Below are 21,638 nucleotides of genomic sequence, written 5' to 3'. Positions count from 1 at the left end.
TGGCAAGACGGCGAGCCCTTCAATTTCCGCGCGCATGCTCCGCGGTTTCGCGCACGCTATTTGCAGTCCTTATTTCGAATCCTTGGCCGCGATCACCTCGATCTCGACCAGGAATCCGGGATTGGCGAGCGCGGCGACGCCGATCACCGAGCGCGCCGGCAGGTTCGGCTGGCTGCCGCCGAAGAACTGGGTGTAGCCCTCCATGAAGGCCTTGAAGTCCATCGGCGCGGATGCGTTGTGTACCAGGAATACCTGCATCTTGACGACGTCGCCCATGCCAAGGCCCTGGCCTTCCAGAATGGTCTTGATGCGGTTGAGCACGCCGACGGTCTGCGTCTTGGTATCGCCATAGGCCTGCGGGCTTGACGGATCGGCGTCCTTGTTGATCGCCGGCGGCACCTGGCCGCTGACATAGACGGTCGTGGTGTTGCCGGTGACGGTCACGGCCTGCGCGATCGGGAATGTCGAGTTGGGAATCGGATGCCTGACCACATCCGCGCAGGCGACCGTCGCCACCGCGGATAGCGCCGCGCCCAGTGTGATACCGATGAATTTCATCAAACTCTCCCCGAGTGTTTTTGTCAGCGGCGGGCGTCCTGGACATCCTTGGTCGTCACCGCGTCCTCATAGTTGTTGCTGAAGTGCGTCCGCAGATAATTCACAACGGCGGCGATCTGACCATCGGTCATCATGTCGCCGAACGCCGGCATGCCGCGGCGGCCGTTGATGACCAGGAAAACCGGATAGCTGCCGGCCTCGAGATTCTTGTTGCCGGCCAGCGACGGGTAGCTGCCCGCCCCGCTGGCGCCCGTCGCATCCGGCATGTGGCAGCCCTGGCACACATTGGCGAACAGCTCCTCGCCGGTCATCTCGACGAAGCGGTAGCCCGAAGAGAAGGTGCGCTTGCCCGCGCCGCTGTCCTGCCCAAGGGCTGCCGTCGCCCACAGCAGCGCCAGTCCAGCGACGACGGATGTTGCGGTCCGCATCATCATGTCTTCACCACGCGTTCGTGCAGCCGGGAGATGACGTCGAGCGCGGACAGGATGGCGCCCTCCTGCCAGGCCGGCAGCTGCGAGGCGTGCTCGCCCGCCAGCACGATACGGCCGTCGATCTGGCAGAGATTGCGGTAATGCTGCGCGCGGGTGGCTTCGGTCCATTCGCCGGCGCAGCCGAGCGTGAACGGCACGCGATGCCAGGCCACCGCGACGCCGTTCTCGAATTCGTTCCTGTACTGCGGATGGATCGCGGCGCCGAACTCGACCGCGCTGGCGACCCGCTCGGCCGGCGTCATCGCGGTGAACTCGAACGAATTGGCACCGCCATACATATAGGCGCCGAGCAGGATGCCGCGGCCGCCGCGGTTGAAGCCATAGTTCGGGTAGGCGATCTGCCGGATCGGCAGGTCGGTGTAGCTGATGCCGCCATAGATCGCGTCATCCTCCTCCCAGAACCGCCGCTTGAACTGCAGGCCGATCTTCACCGAGGCTGCATAGGGCACGGAGTCGATCGCACTCTTCATCGGCGCGCTGACATCGACCGGCAACTGGCTCAGGATCGGCAACGGGATGGTGCAGATGCACCAGTCGGCGGTGGCCTGCTGCACCGTCGATGGACTGGCGGTGTCGACATAGCTCACGGTGACGCCGGAGCCGTTCTGCTGGATCTGCGTCACCTTGGCGCCATAGCGGATGAGATCGCCGACCTCGCGCGCGAACGCCTTGCCGATCATGTCCATGCCGCCGACCGGCTGGAACATGGTGGTCTGGAAATCGTAGCGCGCAAAGGTCTGCAGATAGCGCCACATCCGCGACCGCAGCAGCTCCTGCAGCGGGATCGGCTCGCTGGGCAGCGGATCGCCCATCAGGCCGCCGCCGGGATCGCGCGCATAACCGCGGAACTCGGCCGACACCAGGTTGGCATTGTACTTGTAGTCGCGATCCAGCGCGCCCCAGTCGCGCAGCGACTGCAGCAGGATCTCCTGATCTTCCTTGCCGACGGTCTCGTCGAGCCGGCCCTGCTGGGTGATCTTTGCGAGCAGCTCCGAAACCCCGCCCTGGAAATCCGCCTTGATGCTGCGAAAGCGCTGCGGCTTGCCGCTGAATGCACGCGTCGCGTGCAGATAGGCGTTGTGATTGAGCTGGATGAAGGGTTCCAGCGTCACATTGAGCCGGCGGCAGTAGTCGAGCAGCGCACGGTGATGATAGGGAATCCGCCACGGGCCGGGATTGAGATAGAGCCCCTGCTCGAACTGGCTGGTCTGCCTGAAGCCGCCGAGCTCGACAAAACTGTCGCCGCCGCGGATCGACCAGTTGCGGCCGCCGGCGCGGCTGTTGAATTCGAGGATCTGGACCTTGTAGCCGGCCTTGCGCAGCTCCAGCGCCGCCGTCATCCCGGCAAGCCCCGCGCCGAGAATCAGCACCGAGGCGCCCTTCACATCGCCTGCGAGCTTCAGCGGCCCCTTGTAGGCGGATTCGGACGCGAAGCCGAGGCTCGTCATCGCGTGATACATCGCCGAACTGCCGGCAATGGTGCCAATCAGCGCCAGCAGATCACGCCGCCTGATCACAGATTCGTTCTGCACCCGCGCTCACCCAGCCGCTGACGTCGATGGCGAAGGGAAACGGTTGACGCGATCCGTGTCAAGAAAGGGCGCACGCTTCCACATGCACCCACACGCGCTTTTGATGCATCACGCGACCGCCACGTCACACCACGCGCTCGCGATGCACGCGCCGGCAATCCATTTCGAAGTCGAGGCCAACCACCGGCGGCCGGTCGAAATGCCAGGTCAAGCCGTTGCGCAGCACGCCGCGGCGGCCGAGCTCGCTTTCGAGCACCGGATAGGCGTCGTGCACAGTGTAGAGCTGCACCGCGGTGGTGTCCTGCCAACGGCCGCCGAACGCGCTCATCCGGCGTTCCATCTCGTCGGCCACGAATTTCGCCTTCGCCAGCAGGCCGGCCGGGCTGGTGTCGCCGAGGGCTACGGTATGATCGCGATAATTGGCCTTGCCCTCGACCGACTCGCCGCTGCCGGCGACGACAAAGCTGGCTGGTTCGTCCATGGCGGCCGGCACCGTGTAGCAGAAGGCGTGGAAGCTCGGCTCACCGGGCGGATCGAGCTTCGGACAGACATTGCTGCGCGCCACCGGATTGACGCCGTCCCGCATCGCACCCCAGGCCACGAGCGTCTTGATGTAGATCTCGTTGAAGGCCCTGAACCCGTCCTCGGTGAACGGCGCCGGGGAACGCAGTTCGCAGGCGCCAAATGACGTCAGCGGACGACCCGCCGCTTTGATGATGTCGGCAATCCTTGCAAAACCCGCGCCCAACGGCACCGGTTCAGAGAACCTGACGCGCTCGATGGCAAAGCCGGGCAGCGCAGCGATGCCGCAGGAATACTGGCTGACGCCGGGCATGAAGCGGTAGCCGCCGTCGGAAGCCTCGATGGTGTTGGTCATGGTGCCTCGTGAACACGGTGATGGGGCCGTCGCGATGACGCCTCGCTTGATTTCACCACAGCTGTCGTCCCTGCGAAAGCAGAGACCCATACTCCGCGGCCGAGGTTGTTAAAGGGACTCGTCATTTCGGCGTCGTGAAACAATGACGATCGGTGGTTATGGGTCCGTGCTCCGTGCGCAATTGCGCACTAGGCAGGGACGACACTGAACTTGTTGCACGACCACCGGTGGAAGGGCTCCCTTCCCTCTCACCGTCGTCCCGCGACGAGCCGGGCGGTCGTCGGCCGACAGCGATCGTCAGTCGGCAGGGATGAAGTGGAGTGTGCCTGCCCGGCGCGTCGGCTTGCCGGTGTCGTTCGTATGATTGACGCCGTCCATCACAGGCACCTCGGGGAAGTCGAACGGGCTTACACCATCCAGGCAGGCCACGTTGACGGCATACAGGTTCTGGTTCGATCGCCGTTGATGATGGGTGTAGATCCCGCAGCGCGAACAGAAGAAGTGCTGCACCGATCCGGTATGGAAGCGGTAGCTTGTTAGCGCATCCTCGCCGTGCAGGATCTTGATCCCGCCCATTTCGGCCATGGCAACGACGGCGCCCCGCATCCGGCAGTAAGAGCAGGTGCAGCGGCGGATCGAATTGAAGCCGTCGCTGAGCGTCACCTCGAAACGCACCGCGCCGCAATGGCACTGGCCAGCCCGAACACCCATGTCGCCCGTCATGTTGCTGCGTCTCCTGTCCAGATCGCCTCTGCGCCCGGTCTAGCCGGGCGGACGAGAAGGTCTCAGCGACGTCAACGCGCAAGCCCGCAGTTCGCGCGGAACCGCGCAGGAGCATGATCCGCCAACTAAGACTGATCTCAATCCGAACGTATCGTCAGGATCGGCGCCGGACAACCGATCAAAACTCGCGCATGATAGGAGAAAAACTCACGCGAGGGCTCGATGCAAATTTCTGACAGGGCTAGTGCGACTTGGCAACGTAGGGGCAGCCGCCCTCATCGAGCGGACGGAAGGCCTGGTCGCCCGGCACCGTCGCGAGATACTCGTAGAGGTCCCACTTGCTCTTGGACTCTTCCGGCTTCTTGATGCGCATCAGATACATGTCGTGCACCATCCGGCCGTCCTCGCGCACGAGGCCGTTCTGGGCAAAGAAATCATTGACCGGGGTCTTGCGCATCTGCGCGATCACGGTCTCCGAATCGACCGAGTTGGTCGCGGCGACCGCCTTGAAATAGTGCCGAAGCGCCGAGTTGACGCCGGCCTGGTAAGCGGTCGGCATCGCCCCGTGCCGCTTGAAGAACTCCTGGGCGAACACGCGCGTCTCCGGCGTGCGATCCCAATAGAAGGAATCGGTGAACAGCAGATCGTGCGCATGCGCGAGGCCAAGCGCGGGCACGTCGGTGAGCGTCACCTGCAGCGCGACGACCTGCATGCTGGCGCGGATATTGAACTCGTCGGCCTGCGATACCGCGTTGCGGAAGTCGGAACCGGCGTTGGCAAGCGCCAGGATCTTGGCGCCGGACGACTGGGCCTGCAGCAGGAACGACGAGAAATCGGCGGTATCGAAGGGATGGCGGACCGCCCCCAGCACTTTGCCGCCGGCCGATGTCACGGCCTTGCTGGCATCGCGCTCCAGCGCCTGGCCGAACGCATAATCCGCCGTCAGGAAGAACCAGGGCGTGCCGCCGCGCGCAACCACGGCCTTCGCCGTCGCGTTCGAGGAGGCATAGGTGTCATAAGTCCACTGCACGCTCGTCGGCGAGCATTGCTTGCCGGTGAGATCGGACGAGCCCGAGCCCGAGATCAGAAACAGCTTCTTGCGTTCGCGCGTCACGGTCTGGATCGCGAGCGCCACCGCGGAATTGACGCCTTCGGCGATCACGTCGACACCCTTGTTGTCGATCCAGTTGCGCACGATGCCGGTCGCCACATCAGGCTTGTTCTGGTGATCCGCCGAAATGATCTCGATCTTGCGTCCGGCGACCGTGCCACCGATTTCCTCCGCGGCCATCTGCGCCGCGATCACCGATCCCGGGCCATTGCCGTCGGAATATTGCCCGCTCATGTCGGTGATGATGCCGACCCGCAGCACGCCATCCTCCGCTCGGGCAGTGCCGGCCGCAAATGAGAGACACACGGCAATTGCGACCAGGACATGCGAGCGTTTCGTGATGGACATTTCGTTCCCAGGGGTTTCGACGTTTCGGACGATCTCCTGAAGCAATCAGGGATCGCCGACAACCCCGTCGCCGGCATGGCGCTCTGCGATTCCGCTCAGAAATTCCGGGAGAAGGAACACAGCTGGACCCCGGCACGCTCGCATTTCCGATCATGCGAACGCCGCGACGAAATTTCGCCGCGGCGTGCGTTGAATCATACGAATGGATAATGCGTGGTGGCGTCGAGATCGCCTCAGCGCCGCTCCCACAATTGCCGTGCCAGAACGCCGGCCTTGCGTTCGATCGCCTCGGCGGCGTCGAGACACATGTCCTCGCGATAGCGCGAGCCGACGATCTGGACGCCGACCGGCAATCCCTCATCGAGACCCACCGGCACCACGGACGCCGGCAGCCCCAGAACGTTCATCGACGAAATGAAGCGCAGGTCGTTCCAGAACAAATCCTTGACGCGCTGATCGCCGCCGAGATCGGCGTTGACCTCCGGCGTCTTGCGCACGGTGGTCGGCATCAGCACCAGCGGATACTGCTCGAGGAACGTCATCCAGTTCCGGATATGGCGCGAGCGCTCGGCGATCGCCTTCATGTAGCCGGCCTGGTCGAGCGGGTTGGCCAGCGCCATGAAGCCGCGGAACGTCTTCTGGAAGTCGGCGCTGGTGGTCGCCAGCATCTGGTCCTGCTGCAACACGCGAACCTCGGTCATGATCAGGTCGCACCAGAGCTGCCAGACCTTGTTGAGGTCGGGGACCTCGACCTCGCTGACCGCATAGCCGGCATCGGCGAGATGATCCGCCGCCTTGCGCTGAAGCGCAATCACGCTGCGATCGGTCGCCATGTCCTCGGGGATCTTTGCGAGCGCGACCTTGATCGGCCCGGCCGGCTTCGGCCCCGTCAGCGGCGCCGGCACATACCAGGGATCGCGTGGGTCGCGCTTCGCCATCACCTCGAGGCCGAGGCGCACGTCGGCGACGTGGCGCGCCAGCGGCCCTTGCGACGACATGAACTGCGCCATCAGCGGCCGCTCCGCGGTCGCGCTCGGATTGAACGCCGGGATGCGGCCCTGGGTCGGCTTGATGGTGGCGATTCCGTTGCAATGCGCCGGCCAGCGCAGCGAGCCGCCGATGTCGTTGCCATGCGCGATGGTGCCGATGCCGGCCGCGATCGACGCGCCGGCGCCGCCCGACGATCCGCCGCAGGTCACGTCGGCTTTCCAGGGATTGCGCGTCAGGCCATGCAGCGGGTTGTCGGTGAAGCCGCGCAGCGAGAACTCCGGCGTGTTGGTGAGGCCGATGATGACGGCGCCGGCCTTCCTGAGATTGGCCGTCACCGGCGAGTCGCCCGGCGCGATGTTGTCCTTGAATGCCACCACGCCGTTCGAATTGGCCTGGCCCTGGACGTCGATGTTGATCTTGATCGTGACCGGCACGCCGTGCAGCGGCCCGACGGCGCCGCCTCCGCGCTTGCTCGCGGCCAGCGCCTCGTCCGCGGCCTTCGCCGCCTGCATCGCAGACGCGCCGAGATCGACCACGACGGCGTTGAGCGCCGGATTGGCGTCCTGCATGCGGTCGAGATGGGCGCGAACCACCTCCTCCGACGTCACTTGGTTGTTTCGGATCGCCGCGGCCGTGTCGACGGCGGACCAGTGCCAGATCGGTGCATTCGTCACGTGATGTTCTCCCATGATGGTCAGTGCTTGTTGTTGGTTCAGTCTCGCGGGTCGATCGGCGTCAGCTTTGATGCACGCGCCTCGATCAGCTCGGCCACTGCGAGACAGACGTCTTCCCGGAAGCGGCCGGCGATCACCTGCACGCCGACCGGCACGCCCTCGGCGGTCCCGGTCGGTACGACGACCGACGGAAAGCCGAGCGCGGGCACCGCAAGCAGCGGCCGCTGCGCGTCGAGCAGCGCGCGGACCACCGCCGCGTCTTCCTGATCCTGATCGAAACGGAACGGCAGTTGCGCCGAGACCGGCAGGATGATGACGGGATAGCGCTCCTGGAACAGCTGCCAGGCCCGCACGATCGCCAGCCGCTGCTCGAAGCAGGCGAGCACCTGATCGCCGTCGAGCTCGGGCGCGTAGGCGATATGGCACTCGAGATTGTAGCGGCTCCGATCGTCGCCGAACTTGCGGATCATCGGCGCCAGCACGCGCCGCTCCTCATTGATGACGAGGCGATGCCAGAGATCGGCCGCCTCCGCGAGCCGCGGCGGCACGGTCTCCTCCACGGCAAAGCCGGCCTCCGCGACCCAGCGCCCGGCAGCGCGCACCGCCGCGCTCACCTCCGGCGCCTCGTCGCCGAACGGCGCGGGCGCGACCGCGACACCGATCGGACGCTTGAGCGGCGCACCTTGCAGGGGCACCGGCAGCCATGTGCCGTCGCGCGCGTCCGCCTGGGCCATCGCGGCAAGGCCGAGCCCGAGATCGGCGACCGAGCGGGCCAGCGGCCCCTGCACCGACATCATCTGCGCGGTGATCGGACGATCGCTGGTTGCCGACGGATTGAACGCCGGAATCCGCCCCGGCGTCGGACGCAGGCCGGCGACGCCGCAGGCGTAAGCCGGATAGCGGATCGAGCCGCCGAAATCATTGCCATGCGCGATCGCGCCCATCCCGGAGGCGACGGCCGATGCGGCGCCGCCGCTGGAGCCGCCCGGCGTCAGCCGATGGCTCCACGGATTGTAGGTCGCGCCGTGCAGATCGTTGTTGGTGAACCAGCGGTGCGAAAAGGCCGGCGTGTTGGTGCGCCCGACAATGACCGCGCCCGCCTTGCGAAGATTCGCGACCACCGGGCTGTCCTCGGTGGCGATCACGTCGCGGAAGGCCACGACGCCATTGGTGGTGGCGCAGCCGCGCTGGTCGACATTGACCTTGATCGTGACCGGCACGCCGTGCAGCACGCCGAGCTCCGCGCCTGACTTCACCGCTTCGTCCGCCGCGTCCGCGGCGGCCAGCGCTTCATCGGCGAGCACAGCGACAATGGCGTTCAATGCCGGATTGACCTCGGCGATGCGATCGAGGCTGGATCGCACGGCTTCCCGGCTGGAAATCGCGCGCGTCGCGATCGCACGCGCCAGATCGACGGCCGACCAGCTCCACAACTCATTCTCGCGCCGCGTGTCCATTGTCGTTTTCTCCAGGGCGTGATGCAGCAGTCCGCCGATGCGGTTCAATCGAGCCGCAACGGCTGATGAAACACGGGCAGATCGATGCGCAGGTCTTCCGCGGGAACGACCACCGCTTCGGCGCTCAGCACATGATCGAGCATCACGCGCCGGGCGCGCGCGGCATTGCCGGAGCGGAACGCGGCCATCAGACGCTTGTGAAACTCGATATTCTCGCAGGTGAAGCTGGATGCGAATTCCTGCACGCCGAGCTTGCCGATCAGATGCCTGATGGCCTCGTTGACGAACCGGCACACCAGGCCGAGCAGCGGGTTGGGACAGGCCTCGATCAGGATGTCGTGGAAATCGATCTCGGCGTGGCGATGATATTCCCAATCGGCATCGCCACGGGGATGATGCTCCTGGACCGCGATCGCCTTTTCCAGTGCTGCGAAATGCTCCGCCGTGAGGTGGCCGACCACGCTGAAGGCGAGCTCCGGCTCGATCAGCCGGCGGATCTGGTAGATCTGCGCGGTGCTGGTCGACTGGAAATAGAAGTAGTTGCTGAGCAGGCCGACGATCCGGTTGATCGACACCGGCGCCACCCGCGCGCCGCCGCCGGGACCGGTGGTGTTCTGCACCAGCCCCTGCACCTCCAGGGACTTGAGCGCCTCGCGAATGGTCGAGCGGCTGCAGCCGAACATCTCGATCAACTCGCCCTCCTGCGGCAGCCGGTCATTTGGCTGCAAGCCGGCCTGGAAAATGTGGCTGCGGATCAGGTCGGCGACCGCGTCCGAGCGCTTGCGCTTGATCGAGGCGCGGCGCGAAGGGTCGAGGGACGGGAGAGCCGGTTTATCCATTTTATAATCATAAATAGGTCGGGCACGGTATGGCAAGACGTTTCCGCCGGCTGCCCGGGCTACATCGGTCAATAGTCCCGTTCCAGAAACGCAGAAATCGACGCTGCGGACTCAGGATCGATCAACATCTGATGCCTAGAATGCCACGACAAATTCCAATGAGGCCGGTATGACAGGCGACGAAGTTCGAGATCAGGCTCAATCCGGTGGCGGCGTGGGACTGTGCGACGAAAACCTTGCGCTCCACCGAAGCGCCATCCAGAGCCGCATTACGTTTCAAGGCCTTGCGACCCGGCCATTCGAGGGGCTGTCGTGGGACTACTTCCTCGCGGATGTCGAACTGGAAGCGCGCGCTGCGCGCATCGGGATGCGCGACACGACCATCGCGTCGTACTGCGACACCATACAGTTGCTGCCTGCGGCCGCGATCGTCCGCCTGGATGCAGCGCTTTCCGTCTACTTCCTGCCTCCCGAGCCCGAGAGCGAGGCTCACGTCGATTACCTCTTGCGACCGCTGGACGCCGCGACGGCAAAGCGGATGCGGCAGCGTCGGCATGCCGTTCACGCCATGCAGGCCGTGGCGCAACAGCAGGAAGAGGCCAGAAAAAAAGCGGCTGCGCCGGACGAAGAACTCAAGTCGCAATATTGGCCGTGTCCGCATGCGGCGCTGAGTACCGAGCCCGACGACTTCCTGCTCTGGATCAAGGATCAGACGCCCGACACCTGGCACGTCATCGTCGACAGCTGGGATCACAACAGCGACGATCGGGATAGCGTGATCGAATGGATCTTCGAGCAGCCGAACTGCGACCTCGGCACGGCCGCGCAATACTTTTTCATCGCGGCATTGGGGCTCGCCAACGAGGAGCCGGCGCAACTCAGTTCCGGCTATCGGCGCAAATGGCATCTCATGAAGCGCGTGGCCGACAACTGGCAACGCGGGCATTATCTGCGCAATGAATTGCAGCCCTCAGTTCAGCCGTCCGACGTCCAATACTACGACGAGTTGGTGGCGCGCCGGGAGGCCAGTGGTCGTCCGCTGCCGTGGACAGTGCCGGGACCGAAACTGCGCCGGTTTGGCGGACGGCAGGCGAATTCAGCGTATTTCTACGAGGACTGCCAGTTGAGGCTGGGCTTTACGGCTTGGAAACAGCAGCGCGAGCAACTCGGGTGCGGCGGGGACTTTCCGCGCTGTTGCCAAGAATGATCACGCCTCCTCAATTCGACAGGCGCTGCGCCTCGAGGCCGCGGCTGTAGCGCGACATCGCGAAGCAGAACACGAAGTAGATCACGCCGACGAACAGCGTACCCCCCGGTCGTTTGGCATCGCCCCGAGGCAAAGCGCCTACGCGGTCAAAGGGCGACCGGACGCTGCACGATGGTGATGACGAGGAGCCCGCGGAACCGAGGCGGCGCCTCGCTTAAAGCGGACTATGGTTCACGGTGTGGCGCATCTGGCGACAAAAGCCCTCCACGAACTGCGCGAGCGCCTCGAAATTGACCAGCAGCCTTTCGGCCTGCTCCCGGTCAACCGAACCAGGGGCAAACGATTCCGCCAGACGCCGCTGGCGATCTGCGCGATCCCGGCAGGCCGCGGCCCTGCTTTCGGCAAACTCCAGTTGCTCGCGTCGGCGGCCGAGCTTGTCTTCTTCCTCAAGCAGCCGCTTGTTGAGCATCGATCTCGTGTTGGTTGGAACGTCCGGGCGCTTCAGCAGATCCAGATAGTGGTCGATGTTTGCGCGCGCGGTATACTCGTTCACATATGTGCCTCCCGCCAGTCGCAGTCTCGGTCGGCGAGGCTTGGCTTCAACATTCAGGAGTTGCTCGATCTCCGCCAGGAGTTGGCGAAGCTCATCGGTCGAAAACCCTTGCAGGGCATCGTGGACCTGGTTTCGGGTACTCTCGGGATAGGAGGCGTTGTCTTCGGCCATGGGCGTACGGCAAAAATCAAAGTAACGCCCTGTCAGGGCCGAACCAAATCAACAAAATCAACGGCAGCATTTGCGTTCAGTCCAGATCGAACGATGCCCGCGCGAACAATGATTTCTGTCATCGCGCGCGCTCGCGAATCCAATGGCGCTCAAGATAAGTTACGGGCGGAACATCGCCTAGTGCACTCTGTGCCAGCCGCGCCTTTGCGCCAACCATCGGCCAAGTCTTGGTTGCCGCATCGTTAAAGCCAGAACAGGCCGCTCCAGAAATCAAAGCACACGGCTGCGGATGCGAACATGCCGGCACCGAAGGATGCAGCATGTGAGGGAGGCAAGCGACGGAGAATCCGGATCGCTCAGCCGTGCGCGCGCTGCGCCTCGAGGCCGCGGCTGTAGCGCGACATCGCAAAGCAGAACACGAAGTAGATCACGCCGACGAACACATAGACCTCGACGCTGAAGGCCTGCCAGGCCGGATCGACGATCGCGGTCTTGGCGGTGGTCAAGAGATCGAAGATGCCGATGATCAGGACCAGGCTGGTGTCCTTGAAGAAGGCGATGAAGGTGTTGACCAGCGGCGGGATGACGTGGCGGATCGCCTGCGGCAGCACGATCAGCGCGTTCTTCTCCCAGTAGGACAGCCCGAGCGCGTCGGCGGCCTCATATTGTCCGCGCGGCACCGCCTGCAGACCGCCGCGCACCACTTCCGCAAGATAGGCGCCGGCATAGAGGATAAAAGCGATCTGGGCGCGCAGCAGTTTGTCGATGTTGACGCCGTCGGGCATGAACAGCGGAAACATGACGCTCGCCATGAACAACAGGCTGATCAGCGGCACGCCGCGGATCAGCTCGACATAGAGCACGCAGAGCGAGCGGATCGCCGGTAGCTTGGAGCGGCGGCCGAGCGCGACCAGGATTCCGAGCGGGAAACCGAACGCCAATCCGAAAGTCGCCAGGATCAGCGTCACCGGCAGCCCGCCCCAGCGGTCCTGCGTGACAAAGGACATGCCGAGAAAGCCGCCCCACATCAGGCACCCGATCGCGATCAAGGCCGCAGCCCACAGCAGGAACAGCTCCTTGCGCCAGAAGCTGCGGCGGCTCGAGACCACGAACAGCGCAATGAAGATCACGACCGCGAGCGCCGGCCGCCACTGCTCGCTGAACGGATAGGTGCCGAACAGGATGAAGCGGTACTTCTCGGGGATCACCGCCCAGCAGGCACCGACGCCGCGCAGCGCGCGGCAGGCGCTGGTGTCGTTGCCCGAGACGATCCAGACCGCGTTGGCGATGCCCCATTGCCAGAGGCCGATGCACGCCTTGCCGAGCACGAACAGCAGCAGCAGCGTCATGATGCTCGACGTCACGGACGCGAACAGGTTGGCGCGCAGCCAGGCCACGATCTGGCCACCGAGCGTGCGCTGCGCGCGACGCCGGCCGATCGGCAGCGGATCCTGCGGGAGATGTGCGACCGAGCTCATGTCAGCGCTCCACCAGCGCGATCCGCGCGTTGTACCAGTTCATGAACAGGCTGATGCCGAGGCTGATGGTGAGGAACACCATCATGATCAGCGCGATCGACTCGATCGCCTGCCCGGTCTGGTTCAGCGTGGTGTTGGCGATCGAGACGATGTCCTGGTAGCCGACCGCGACCGCGAGCGACGAATTCTTGGTCAGGTTCAGATACTGGCTGGTCATCGGCGGGATGATGACGCGCAGCGCCTGCGGCAGCACGATGTGTTGCAGCACGAAGCTGCGCTTCAGCCCGAGCGCCTTAGCGGCGTCCGACTGGCCGCGCGGCACCGCCTGGATGCCGCTGCGCACGATCTCGGCGATGAACGCCGAAGTATACGTGACCAGCGCGATCAGCAGCGCGAAATATTCCGGCGCCAGGGTCAGCCCGCCGACGAAGTTGAAGCCGCGCAGCTCGGGCAGCATGACGCTCCAGCTTGCGCCCAGAAGCCACGACACCAGCGCAGGCAGCGCGATGATGAGGCCGAGCGCGTAGGGCCAGACCGGCCGCGCCTTGCCATCGAGCATCTGCTGCGCGATCAGGCGGCGCCTGACGATGAGGAAGACGATCACGCCGGCGACCAGCGCAGCGAGCGTCCAGCCATTGGCCTCATGCAGCGGCACCGACGGCAGCACCAGGCCGCGGTTGGACAGATAGACCCCGTCGACCGGCTTCCACGCCTGGCGCGCCGCCGGCAGGCCCTGCATCAGCACGTACCAGAACAGGAGTTGCAACAGCAGCGGCAGGTCGCGCAGCACCTCGACATAGACGGCGGCGAGCCGCGCCAGCAGCCAGTTCGACGACAGCCGCGCGATACCGACCAGCGTGCCGATCACGGTCGCCAGCACGATGCCGATGACCGCGACGCGCAGCGTGTTGACGACGCCGACGATGAAGGCGCGCAGGTAAGTGTTCTTTGGCGTGTAGTCGATCCAGCTGTCGGCGATCGGCATGCCGGCTTCACGGCCGAGGAAGGCAAAACCGGTCGAGATGCGCCGCACCGAGAGGTTATGGACCGCGTTGGACCACAGCCAGGCGACGACGGCGACTGCGATGGCGACCACCAGGATCTGCCAGAACAGGCCCGCGACGCGGGGATCGCTGAGCGAAAGCCGCCAGGGCCGGGCGGGAGGGCGTTTCGGCGTCGATGTCGTCACAGCACAAGGACCCCAGTGAGAAGCGATCTTCTGCCATGCGCAAGAGCGTTTTCGAGCGAAGTGGATACCCGGTTCGCGTGAAGAAGACGCGTCAACCTCAAATCCTGCGCGCGTCATATGTTGCACCAATTTAATATTTGTGCAACATATGTTTCATGGCCCAGGCCCAGCCGAAACCATCGCCCCTGAACGAATTGTGCAGCGCACTGCCGTCGCTGCCGATGCGCTTGCAGGAGGTCGGCCGGTTCGTCGCCGCCAATGATTACGACGCCACCACCCGCTCGATGCGCGAGCTCGCCTCCGTCGCCGGCGCCGATCCTGCTTCATTCACCCGTCTTGCCAAGGCGCTCGGCTATTCCGGCTGGGACGAATTGCGCGCCGCGCTCACCGAGGCGCGCCGGCCGGCGCAGGGCTCGCCGTTCTCCGGCCGCGCCAGGAGCCGCCGCGCCGGGCCGAATGCCGATGTCAAACTGGTGCACGACAAATTGGAGGCCGAGGCCGCGGGCCTTGCGCGGATTTCAGCGAGCGCGATCGCGGAAGCCGCGCGTGCGCTGCACTCCGCTGACAGGATCTGGATATCGGGGTTTCGCAGCTGCCGCAGCGTCGCGGAACTGCTGACCTATCAGCTTCGCCTGTTCCGCCCCGATGCCGTGCAATTGGTCGGCGGCTCCGGCCCGTTCGATCTCGACCACGGCGCCTTCCGCTCAGGCGACGCCGTGGTCGTGATCGGCTTTGCGCCCTACACCCTGGTCAGCGTCGAGACGGCGCGCGCGGCGCATCAGGCGCGTGCTGCGCTGATCGCGATCGCCGACACCATCACAGCTCCGATGGCCGAAGGCGCCGATCATCTGCTGCTGTTCGAGGCCGCCTCCTCCCCCGGCTTCTTCCCGAGCCTGACCGGCGCGATCGCAGTCGCCCAGTCGCTGGCCGCCGTCGCTTTCACGCTGGGCGGCGGGAGCGCAAAACGCAAGCTGGAGGAGACCGAGGGCCGGCTTGCCGAGATGTCGCAATATTTCGTCGAGAAAGGATGACTGTCATGGCAGCCAACAAGAGCCGCGTGATGCATCGCAGCCTGCGCGAGACCCCGCCGAAAGCGGTCGGCGGCGACGGCGTCTGGCTGATCGCGGAGGATGGCCACCGGATTCTGGATTCCTCCGGCGGCGCCGCGGTGTCCTGCCTCGGCCATCAGCATCCGCGCATCCTGGCCGCGATCGCCAAGCAGGCTTCGAAGATCGCCTATGCCCATACCGGCTTCTTCTCCTCCGAGCCCGCGGAAGAGCTCGCCGAGCGGCTGGTCGGCCACGAGCCCGGCGGCCTCGGCTATGTCTATTTCGTCAGCGGCGGGTCGGAGGCGATCGAGGCCTCGATCAAGCTGGCGCGGCAATATTTCATCGAGCGCGGCGAGCGGAAGCGTGCGCGCTTCATCGCGCGCCGCCAGAGCTATCACGGCAATACGCTCGGCGCGCTGTCGGCCGGCGGCAATGCCTGGCGCCGCGAGCCCTACGCGCCGCTGCTGTCGCCCTCGTTCAGCCATGTCACGCCGGCCTTCGCCTATCACGAGAAGCGCGACGACGAATCGGAGGCGGCGTTCGTGGCGCGCCTTGCCGCCGAGCTCGAAGCCGAATTCCAGCGGCTCGGCCCCGATACGGTCGCGGCGTTCATCGCCGAGCCCGTGGTCGGCGCCACCGCCGGCTGCGTGCCTGCGCCGGAGGGTTACTTCAAGGCGGTGCGCGAGATCTGCAACCGCCACGGCGCCCTGTTGATCCTCGACGAGGTGATGTGCGGCATGGGCCGCACCGGCACGCTGCATGCCTGGGAGCAGGAAGGCATCTCGCCCGACATCCAGGCGATCGCCAAGGGCCTCGGCGGCGGCTATCAGCCGATCGGCGCGATGCTTGCCAGCGGCACCATCGTCGACACCGTGCGCAACGGCTCCGGCGCGTTCCAGCACGGCCACACCTATCTGGCGCATCCGCTCGCCTGCGCCGCCGCGCTCGAGGTGCAGAAGGTGATCGCTGAGGAGAAGCTGCTCGACCAGGTCAAGGAGCGCGGCCGCCAGCTTGAGCAGCGGCTCACCGAACGGTTCGGCAATCATCGCCATGTCGGCGACATCAGGGGCCGCGGCCTGTTCTGGGGGCTCGAGCTGGTCGCCGACCGTGCCACGCGGCAGCCGTTCGATCCCAAGCTGAAGCTGCATCAGCGGATCAAGTCCGCCGCCTTCGCCGGCGGGCTCGGCTGCTATCCGTCGGGAGGCACCGCCGACGGCCAGCGCGGCGATCACGTGCTGCTCGCTCCGCCCTATATCGCAACGTCCGGCGACATCGACATGATCGTCGAACGACTAGGCGCCGCGGTGGACAGCGCGCTGAAGGATATCGGTCACGGAGCATGATCCGGAAAAACGGGCACCGGTTTTCCCGCGACAAACGCGAAGCGTTCGCGCAGGGATCATGCTCAAACGTTAGGAGGAGGAGGAAAGCATGCTGAGGGGTATCATCACTCTAACCGTTCTCGCCGCGGGCATCGCGGGCGCAAGCGCCGCGACGCTCGACACCGTCAAGCAGCGCGGCACGTTGGTGTGCGGCGTCTCGACCGGCTTTGCCGGATTCTCGGCGCCGGATTCGCAAGGCAACTTCAAGGGGCTCGACGTCGACTATTGCCGTGCGCTTGCCGCCGGCGTGCTCGGCGATCCCGCCAAGGTGCGCTACGTCGCGCTGACCGCGCAGAACCGCTTCACCGCGCTGCAGTCAGGCGAGATCGACGTGCTCTACCGCAACTCGACGCAGACCTTTCTGCGCGGCACCACGCTTGGGCTGCGGCAGGGACCGGTCAATTTCTACGACGGCCAGGGCTTTGTCGTGAAGAAGGACCTCGGCGTGAAGGAGCTGAAGGACCTCAAGGGCGCAACCGTGTGCGTCGCCCAGGGCACCACGCATGAAGTGACGCTCGGCGACTACGGCCGCGCCAACGGCATCGACTGGAAGCCGCTGGTGTTCGACCGCGTCGACACCATGTACCAGACCTTCTTCGGCGGCCGCTGCGATGCCATGACCCAGGATGCTTCCGCGCTCGCCGGCGCGGTCGCGACCGCAGCCCCGAAGGCCGATGACTACGTCGTGCTGCCGCAGACCATCAGCAAGGAGCCGCTCGGCCCGTTCACCCGCAACGGCGACGAGGTCTGGAGCGACATCATCACCTGGCTGCATTACGGCCTGATCGAGGCCGAAGAGCTCGGCGTCACCCAGGCCAATACCGACGAGATGGCGAAGTCGCAAATCCCGGCGATCCAGCGCCTGCTCGGCGCGTCTGGCGATCTCGGCTCGCGCCTCGGCCTCGACAACAAATGGCTGCTCGCCGCGATCAAGGCCGGCGGCAATTACGGCGAAATCTTCGAGCGCAATGTCGGCAAGGCCAGCCCCTTGAAGCTCGAGCGCGGTCTCAACGCCACCTGGAGCAAGGGCGGGTTGATGTACGCGATTCCGTTCAAGTGACCGAAGTTACCTCGCCCCGCCTGCGAGGTCGGATTGCGAAGCAATCCGGGTGAGGGGGCGCCTCCGCATACCCTCCTCTCACCTGTTACGACGATAGAGCCCCTCACCCCAACCCTCTCCCCGCGAAAGAGCGGGGAGAGGGAGAGCAAGAAACATCGATGCGCATCACCCTGATTCACGCCCTGAAACATTCGATCGTGCCGATCGAAGCATCGTTCGCACGGCATTGGCCGGAGGCGCGGCTGATGAACCTGCTCGACGATAGCCTGTCGGCGGACCTCGCGCGCGACGGCAAGCTTGACGAGCGCATGACCGAGCGATTTCTGACCATGGGCCGCTATGCGGCAAGCACCGGCGCCAATGGCATCCTGTTCACCTGCTCGGCGTTCGGGCCGTGCATCGAGGCGGTGGCGCGCGCGCACGCGCCGATGCCGGTGCTGAAGCCGAACGAGGCGATGATCGAGCAGGCGGTGGCGAAGGGCAAGCGGATCGGCCTGCTCTCGACCTTCCCGCCGACGCTGGTGTCGATGCCGCCGGAATTTCCGCCACAGGTCACGCTGGTGCCGAAACTTGCCGATGGCGCGCTGGCAGCGCTCGACCGCGGCGACCGCGCCGAGCATGACCGCATCGTCGTCGAGGCGTCCAAGGAGCTGCGCAACTGCGACCTGATCGCGCTCGCGCAGTACAGCATGGCGCCGGCGGCCGAGCGCGTCGCCGAAGTCACCGGCCGCGAGGTGCTGACGACACCTGATAGCGCGGTGCTGAAGCTAAAGGCGATGCTGGGGGTTTGATCTCCGTCATTGCGAGCCACCCGGTCGGCGCGAAGCGCCGCCGGATGACAGGCTCCGCGAAGCAATCCATTTCACCGCATACGCGGATCGATGGATTGCTTCGTCGCTTCAGCGCAAAATTGCTTCGCAGTTTTGTCGCGAGCTCCTCGCAATGACACAAGGTCGCGGCTCACGCCCCCGCGTCGTGCACGTTCAGATCGACGCCTTGCGGATCCCTAATCGTCGACACCGTGATGAGCGAGATCAGCGACAGCACCGCGATGTAGACGCCGACGCGCCAGGACTGGCCGTAGGTGCCGATGATCCATTGCGCGATCATCGGCGCGAAGGCGCCGCCGAAGATGGCGCCGAGCGCATAGCCGATCGAGACGCCGGAATAGCGCACCTTGGCCGGAAACAGCTCGGCATAGAGCGCCGCCTGCGGGCCATAGGACAGGCCGAGCGCGATGGTGAGCCCGACCGCGCTGACGAAGAACAGCAAGGGGTTCTTGCTGTCGATCAGGAACCACATCGGCACCGCCCACAGCACCATCAGGGTGTAGCCGATCTGGAAGCAGCGCACGCGGCCCATTTTGTCGCCGAGGATGCCGCCGAGCAGCGTGAAGATGAACCAGCTCACCGCCGCGAGCGTGCCGATCAGCAGCAGCTGCTCCGACGGCATCTTCAGCGTGTTGGCGCCGTAGCTGATGATGAACGCGATCAGGATGTAGCCGGCTGCATTGTTGGCCATGAAGATCAACGCGGTGCGCAGGATCTCCTTGCTGTGATTGCGCATCAGGTCGCGCAGCGGTGCAGAGGATTCCTTGTGCCGCCGCTGCATCGCCTGGAACACCGGAGACTCTTCGACCGTGCGGCGGATCACGATGCCGACGACGATCAGCACGATCGACAGCAGGAACGGAATTCGCCAGCCCCATTCGATCATCGCCTGCTTGCCAAGCGTCGCGGTGAGCACCCACAGCACGCCTGTCGCCAGGATCATGCCGAGCGGCGTGCCGATCTGCGGGAACGAGCCGAAGAAGCTGCGCTTGTCGACGGGCGCGGATTCCACCGCCATCAGCGCCGCGCCGCCCCACTCGCCGCCGGCCGAGAAGCCTTGCAGGATGCGCAGGAGAATAAGGAGTGCCGGCGCCCAGGCACCGATCTGCGCGTAGGTCGGCAGCAGGCCGACCAGCGCGGTCGCCGCCCCCATCAACAGCAGCGTGACGACCAGCATGTTCTTGCGCCCGAAGCGGTCGCCGAGATGGCCGCAGACGATGGCGCCTAACGGGCGGAACAGGAATGAGAGGCCGAGCGTCGCGAACGAGACGATCTGCGCCAGCAGCGGATTGTTCGCGTTCATCGGCGCGAAGAACAGCGCGCCGAACACCAGGCCCGCCGCCTGGGCGTAGACGAAGAAGTCGTACCACTCGATGGTGGTGCCGACGAGCGTTGCAGTGAGGACCTTGCGCTCCTCATCCGACAGTTCAGCGCCGCGCGAGCGCGCGGACAGTTCGATGGACATGTCGCCTCCCCAAAACCCGTTCTTGAACCTGTTCTTGGCCGCGCGGGCGTGGTTGGCGGCGATGCGCCTGCCCCGCACGGATGCTGGACCCGGGATTAGCAGAGGTTTCCGCACCACACGAGCAAAATAGTTGCAGGCGCAACGATATTCTGCGAATTGTGCTTTTGGCCCCGGTTCCCGACCCCGCTACCTCGACCGCGATCGGCGGGCAGCTATCCCGAAACGCCGATTGTGCATCGCAACACGATCGCTACGATGCGAGGATTGCCAAGAGGTTGCTAAGTGTCTGACATTAATGCCGATGCCTGGGTTTCCTCAGGCCACCGCCCGATGGGCTTTCCGGAATTCGTCGTCGTCATCGCCTCGATCATGGCGCTGAACCCGTTGGCGATGGACATGATGCTGCCGGCGCTGCCGAACATCCGCTCCGCGTTCCAGATCGCCGATGCCAACCGTCCGCAGATGGTGCTGTCGATCTTCCTGGTCGGCTTCGGCGTCGGCCAGTTCGTGATGGGCCCGCTATCGGACCGCTTCGGCCGCCGCCCGGTGCTGCTCGGCGGCATGACCGTCTACACCATCGCCGGCCTGCTCGCGATCATGGCGCCCTCGTTTGAGACGCTGCTGTTGGCGCGCGCGCTGCAAGGGCTCGGCACTGCGGCGACCCGCGTGATCGCGACCTCGATCGTGCGCGACTGCTACGCTGGACGCCAGATGGCGAGCGTGATGTCGCTGGCGATGATGGTGTTCATCGCAGTCCCCGTGATCGCGCCGTCATTCGGCCAGGCGGTGATGCTGCTGACGCACTGGCGCGGCATCTTCGTGCTGCTGATGATCTACGGCGTGATCGCGCTGGCCTGGAGCGCGATGCGGATGCCGGAGACGCTGCCGCTGGAATTGCGCAAGTCGCTGGCGATCCCGGAAGTGCTATCCGCGTTTCGCCAGACCGTCACCAATCGCCAGACGCTCGGCTACGCGCTCGCCGCCGGCGGCGTGCAGGGCTCGCTGTTTGCCTTCGTGTTCTCCTCGCAGCAGATCTTCACCGAGATCTTCAAGCTCGGGCATTACTTCCCGGTCGCCTTTGCGGCCTGCGCGGTCGGCGTCGCGATCGCCGGCTTCCTCAATTCGCGTATCGTCGGCCGCATCGGAATGCGCGTGATCTCGCACGCCGCGCTGACCGGCTTTGCCGTCGTCGCAGGCGCCCTGCTGCTGGCGGTGAAGACCGACACGCTGTCGCTGCCGCTGTTCATGGTGCTGTCGGGCCTGATGATGTTCGCGTTCGGGCTGATGATGGCGAATTTCACCGCGCTCGCGATGGAGCCGCAGGGCAAGATCGCCGGCACCGCCTCCTCGCTGTACGGCACGATCACGACGCTCCTCGGGATCGGCGTCGGCACCACGATCGGCCAGGATTACGACGGCACGCTGGCGCCGTTCGCGACCGGCTTCTTCCTCTGCACGCTGGCCGCGCTCGCCGTCGTCTTGGTGACGGAGAAGGGCCGGATGTTCCGGCCGCATCATCATCCGATTTGATTGATCCGTAGCCCGGATCGAGCGCAGCGCAATCCGGGATTCATCGTGCGGGCGACAGGATCCCGGATTACGCGGAGCTTGTCATCGGGCGCGCGTTCGCGCGACCCGTTGGCTCCATCCGGGC

20 protein-coding genes are annotated in these 21,638 nt (G+C 65.2%); 6 read left to right on the top strand and 14 right to left on the bottom strand.

Going from position 1 to position 21,638, the window contains the following annotated elements:
• Window positions 1-69: 69 nt before the first annotated feature.
• From ACVMDN_RS06540 to ACVMDN_RS06500, 9 genes are all read right to left on the bottom strand, one after another.
• Complete coding sequence (locus tag ACVMDN_RS06540; protein ID WP_083715065.1) at window positions 70-558, bottom strand: Rid family hydrolase; 489 nt, start codon at window positions 556-558, stop codon at window positions 70-72.
• A 23-nt stretch (window positions 559-581) separates the two neighbouring features.
• On the bottom strand, window positions 582-992 hold the full coding sequence (locus ACVMDN_RS06535; protein WP_244558863.1) for a c-type cytochrome: 411 nt from the start codon (window positions 990-992) through the stop codon (window positions 582-584).
• A complete protein-coding gene (locus ACVMDN_RS06530) occupies window positions 989-2,581 on the bottom strand; it encodes an NAD(P)/FAD-dependent oxidoreductase (protein ID WP_082653918.1) in 1,593 nt (530 codons plus the stop codon). Before ACVMDN_RS06530 ends, ACVMDN_RS06535 begins: the two co-directional genes overlap by 4 nt.
• A gap of 124 nt (window positions 2,582-2,705) precedes the next feature.
• Window positions 2,706-3,458, bottom strand: a complete 753-nt coding sequence (gene cnbZ / locus ACVMDN_RS06525; RefSeq protein WP_057018823.1) for a 2-amino-5-chloromuconate deaminase CnbZ — start codon at window positions 3,456-3,458, stop codon at window positions 2,706-2,708.
• 297 nt (window positions 3,459-3,755) lie between these two features.
• Window positions 3,756-4,181: a GFA family protein gene (locus tag ACVMDN_RS06520; protein WP_076829027.1), complete on the bottom strand. Its 426-nt coding sequence runs from the start codon at window positions 4,179-4,181 to the stop codon at window positions 3,756-3,758.
• A 241-nt stretch (window positions 4,182-4,422) separates the two neighbouring features.
• A complete protein-coding gene (locus ACVMDN_RS06515) occupies window positions 4,423-5,640 on the bottom strand; it encodes an ABC transporter substrate-binding protein (RefSeq protein ID WP_076829028.1) in 1,218 nt (405 codons plus the stop codon).
• A gap of 233 nt (window positions 5,641-5,873) precedes the next feature.
• On the bottom strand, window positions 5,874-7,319 hold the full coding sequence (locus ACVMDN_RS06510; RefSeq protein ID WP_456835461.1) for an amidase family protein: 1,446 nt from the start codon (window positions 7,317-7,319) through the stop codon (window positions 5,874-5,876).
• A 23-nt stretch (window positions 7,320-7,342) separates the two neighbouring features.
• Window positions 7,343-8,761 (bottom strand): amidase family protein, encoded by a 1,419-nt coding sequence (locus ACVMDN_RS06505; protein WP_456835462.1) that lies wholly within the window; start codon window positions 8,759-8,761, stop codon window positions 7,343-7,345.
• 44 nt (window positions 8,762-8,805) lie between these two features.
• Complete coding sequence (locus ACVMDN_RS06500) at window positions 8,806-9,600, bottom strand: FadR/GntR family transcriptional regulator (protein WP_456835463.1); 795 nt, start codon at window positions 9,598-9,600, stop codon at window positions 8,806-8,808.
• Between the two features lie 169 nt (window positions 9,601-9,769).
• Between ACVMDN_RS06500 and ACVMDN_RS06495 the strand changes: the two genes are divergently transcribed.
• Window positions 9,770-10,807 carry a DUF4274 domain-containing protein gene (locus tag ACVMDN_RS06495; protein WP_076829034.1) on the top strand — a complete coding sequence of 346 codons (1,038 nt, stop codon included), beginning with the start codon at window positions 9,770-9,772 and terminating at the stop codon, window positions 10,805-10,807.
• A 10-nt stretch (window positions 10,808-10,817) separates the two neighbouring features.
• On the opposite strand, the gene ACVMDN_RS06490 is transcribed toward ACVMDN_RS06495, so the two are convergent.
• The 4 genes from ACVMDN_RS06490 to ACVMDN_RS06475 all read right to left on the bottom strand — a co-directional run bounded on the left by ACVMDN_RS06490 (window position 10,818) and on the right by ACVMDN_RS06475 (window position 14,198).
• Complete coding sequence (locus tag ACVMDN_RS06490) at window positions 10,818-10,940, bottom strand: hypothetical protein (protein WP_256520758.1); 123 nt, start codon at window positions 10,938-10,940, stop codon at window positions 10,818-10,820.
• Between the two features lie 81 nt (window positions 10,941-11,021).
• Window positions 11,022-11,531 (bottom strand): hypothetical protein, encoded by a 510-nt coding sequence (locus tag ACVMDN_RS06485; protein WP_310881428.1) that lies wholly within the window; start codon window positions 11,529-11,531, stop codon window positions 11,022-11,024.
• Between the two features lie 356 nt (window positions 11,532-11,887).
• Window positions 11,888-13,009, bottom strand: a complete 1,122-nt coding sequence (locus ACVMDN_RS06480; RefSeq protein WP_057018832.1) for an amino acid ABC transporter permease — start codon at window positions 13,007-13,009, stop codon at window positions 11,888-11,890.
• A gap of 1 nt (window position 13,010) precedes the next feature.
• Window positions 13,011-14,198, bottom strand: a complete 1,188-nt coding sequence (locus ACVMDN_RS06475) for an amino acid ABC transporter permease (protein ID WP_375166977.1) — start codon at window positions 14,196-14,198, stop codon at window positions 13,011-13,013.
• Between the two features lie 155 nt (window positions 14,199-14,353).
• Between ACVMDN_RS06475 and ACVMDN_RS06470 the strand changes: the two genes are divergently transcribed.
• The 4 genes from ACVMDN_RS06470 (at window position 14,354) to ACVMDN_RS06455 (ending at window position 18,480) form a co-directional block, all read left to right on the top strand.
• The gene (locus ACVMDN_RS06470) at window positions 14,354-15,229 is read left to right on the top strand and encodes a MurR/RpiR family transcriptional regulator (protein ID WP_076829037.1); all 876 of its coding nucleotides are present in this window, start codon (window positions 14,354-14,356) and stop codon (window positions 15,227-15,229) included.
• Window positions 15,230-15,234: 5 nt separating this feature from the next.
• Entirely contained in the window at window positions 15,235-16,590 is a 1,356-nt protein-coding gene (locus ACVMDN_RS06465) for an aspartate aminotransferase family protein (protein ID WP_076829039.1), read from the top strand.
• An 88-nt stretch (window positions 16,591-16,678) separates the two neighbouring features.
• The gene (locus ACVMDN_RS06460) at window positions 16,679-17,689 is read left to right on the top strand and encodes an amino acid ABC transporter substrate-binding protein (RefSeq protein WP_076829040.1); all 1,011 of its coding nucleotides are present in this window, start codon (window positions 16,679-16,681) and stop codon (window positions 17,687-17,689) included.
• Between the two features lie 158 nt (window positions 17,690-17,847).
• Window positions 17,848-18,480, top strand: coding sequence for an aspartate/glutamate racemase family protein (locus ACVMDN_RS06455; protein WP_057018837.1), 633 nt, complete (start codon window positions 17,848-17,850; stop codon window positions 18,478-18,480).
• A 169-nt stretch (window positions 18,481-18,649) separates the two neighbouring features.
• Here ACVMDN_RS06455 and ACVMDN_RS06450 read toward each other — a convergent pair whose 3' ends face one another.
• Window positions 18,650-19,984 (bottom strand): MFS transporter, encoded by a 1,335-nt coding sequence (locus ACVMDN_RS06450; RefSeq protein ID WP_076829136.1) that lies wholly within the window; start codon window positions 19,982-19,984, stop codon window positions 18,650-18,652.
• 330 nt (window positions 19,985-20,314) lie between these two features.
• Here ACVMDN_RS06450 and ACVMDN_RS06445 point away from each other — a divergent pair, with 330 nt between their 5' ends.
• Window positions 20,315-21,514: a multidrug effflux MFS transporter gene (locus tag ACVMDN_RS06445; protein ID WP_371852151.1), complete on the top strand. Its 1,200-nt coding sequence runs from the start codon at window positions 20,315-20,317 to the stop codon at window positions 21,512-21,514.
• The last annotated feature ends 124 nt before the right edge of the window (window positions 21,515-21,638 follow it).

This window comes from Bradyrhizobium sp. USDA 4510, from assembly GCF_054059095.1.
Note: the sequence above shows the minus strand (reverse complement) of the source record. Positions and strands in the feature narration are given on the sequence as shown.

Coding starts and splice junctions, on each gene's coding strand:
- ACVMDN_RS06540 (WP_083715065.1), bottom strand. CDS start 558: ATGAAATTCATCGGTATCACACTGGGCGCGGCGCTATCCGCGGTGGCG.
- ACVMDN_RS06535 (WP_244558863.1), bottom strand. CDS start 992: ATGATGATGCGGACCGCAACATCCGTCGTCGCTGGACTGGCGCTGCTG.
- cnbZ (WP_057018823.1), bottom strand. CDS start 3,458: ATGACCAACACCATCGAGGCTTCCGACGGCGGCTACCGCTTCATGCCC.
- ACVMDN_RS06520 (WP_076829027.1), bottom strand. CDS start 4,181: ATGACGGGCGACATGGGTGTTCGGGCTGGCCAGTGCCATTGCGGCGCG.
- ACVMDN_RS06515 (WP_076829028.1), bottom strand. CDS start 5,640: ATGTCCATCACGAAACGCTCGCATGTCCTGGTCGCAATTGCCGTGTGT.
- ACVMDN_RS06510 (WP_456835461.1), bottom strand. CDS start 7,319: ATGGGAGAACATCACGTGACGAATGCACCGATCTGGCACTGGTCCGCC.
- ACVMDN_RS06505 (WP_456835462.1), bottom strand. CDS start 8,761: ATGGACACGCGGCGCGAGAATGAGTTGTGGAGCTGGTCGGCCGTCGAT.
- ACVMDN_RS06500 (WP_456835463.1), bottom strand. CDS start 9,600: ATGGATAAACCGGCTCTCCCGTCCCTCGACCCTTCGCGCCGCGCCTCG.
- ACVMDN_RS06495 (WP_076829034.1), top strand. CDS start 9,770: ATGACAGGCGACGAAGTTCGAGATCAGGCTCAATCCGGTGGCGGCGTG.
- ACVMDN_RS06485 (WP_310881428.1), bottom strand. CDS start 11,531: ATGGCCGAAGACAACGCCTCCTATCCCGAGAGTACCCGAAACCAGGTC.
- ACVMDN_RS06480 (WP_057018832.1), bottom strand. CDS start 13,009: ATGAGCTCGGTCGCACATCTCCCGCAGGATCCGCTGCCGATCGGCCGG.
- ACVMDN_RS06470 (WP_076829037.1), top strand. CDS start 14,354: ATGGCCCAGGCCCAGCCGAAACCATCGCCCCTGAACGAATTGTGCAGC.
- ACVMDN_RS06465 (WP_076829039.1), top strand. CDS start 15,235: ATGGCAGCCAACAAGAGCCGCGTGATGCATCGCAGCCTGCGCGAGACC.
- ACVMDN_RS06460 (WP_076829040.1), top strand. CDS start 16,679: ATGCTGAGGGGTATCATCACTCTAACCGTTCTCGCCGCGGGCATCGCG.
- ACVMDN_RS06455 (WP_057018837.1), top strand. CDS start 17,848: ATGCGCATCACCCTGATTCACGCCCTGAAACATTCGATCGTGCCGATC.
- ACVMDN_RS06450 (WP_076829136.1), bottom strand. CDS start 19,984: ATGTCCATCGAACTGTCCGCGCGCTCGCGCGGCGCTGAACTGTCGGAT.
- ACVMDN_RS06445 (WP_371852151.1), top strand. CDS start 20,315: ATGGGCTTTCCGGAATTCGTCGTCGTCATCGCCTCGATCATGGCGCTG.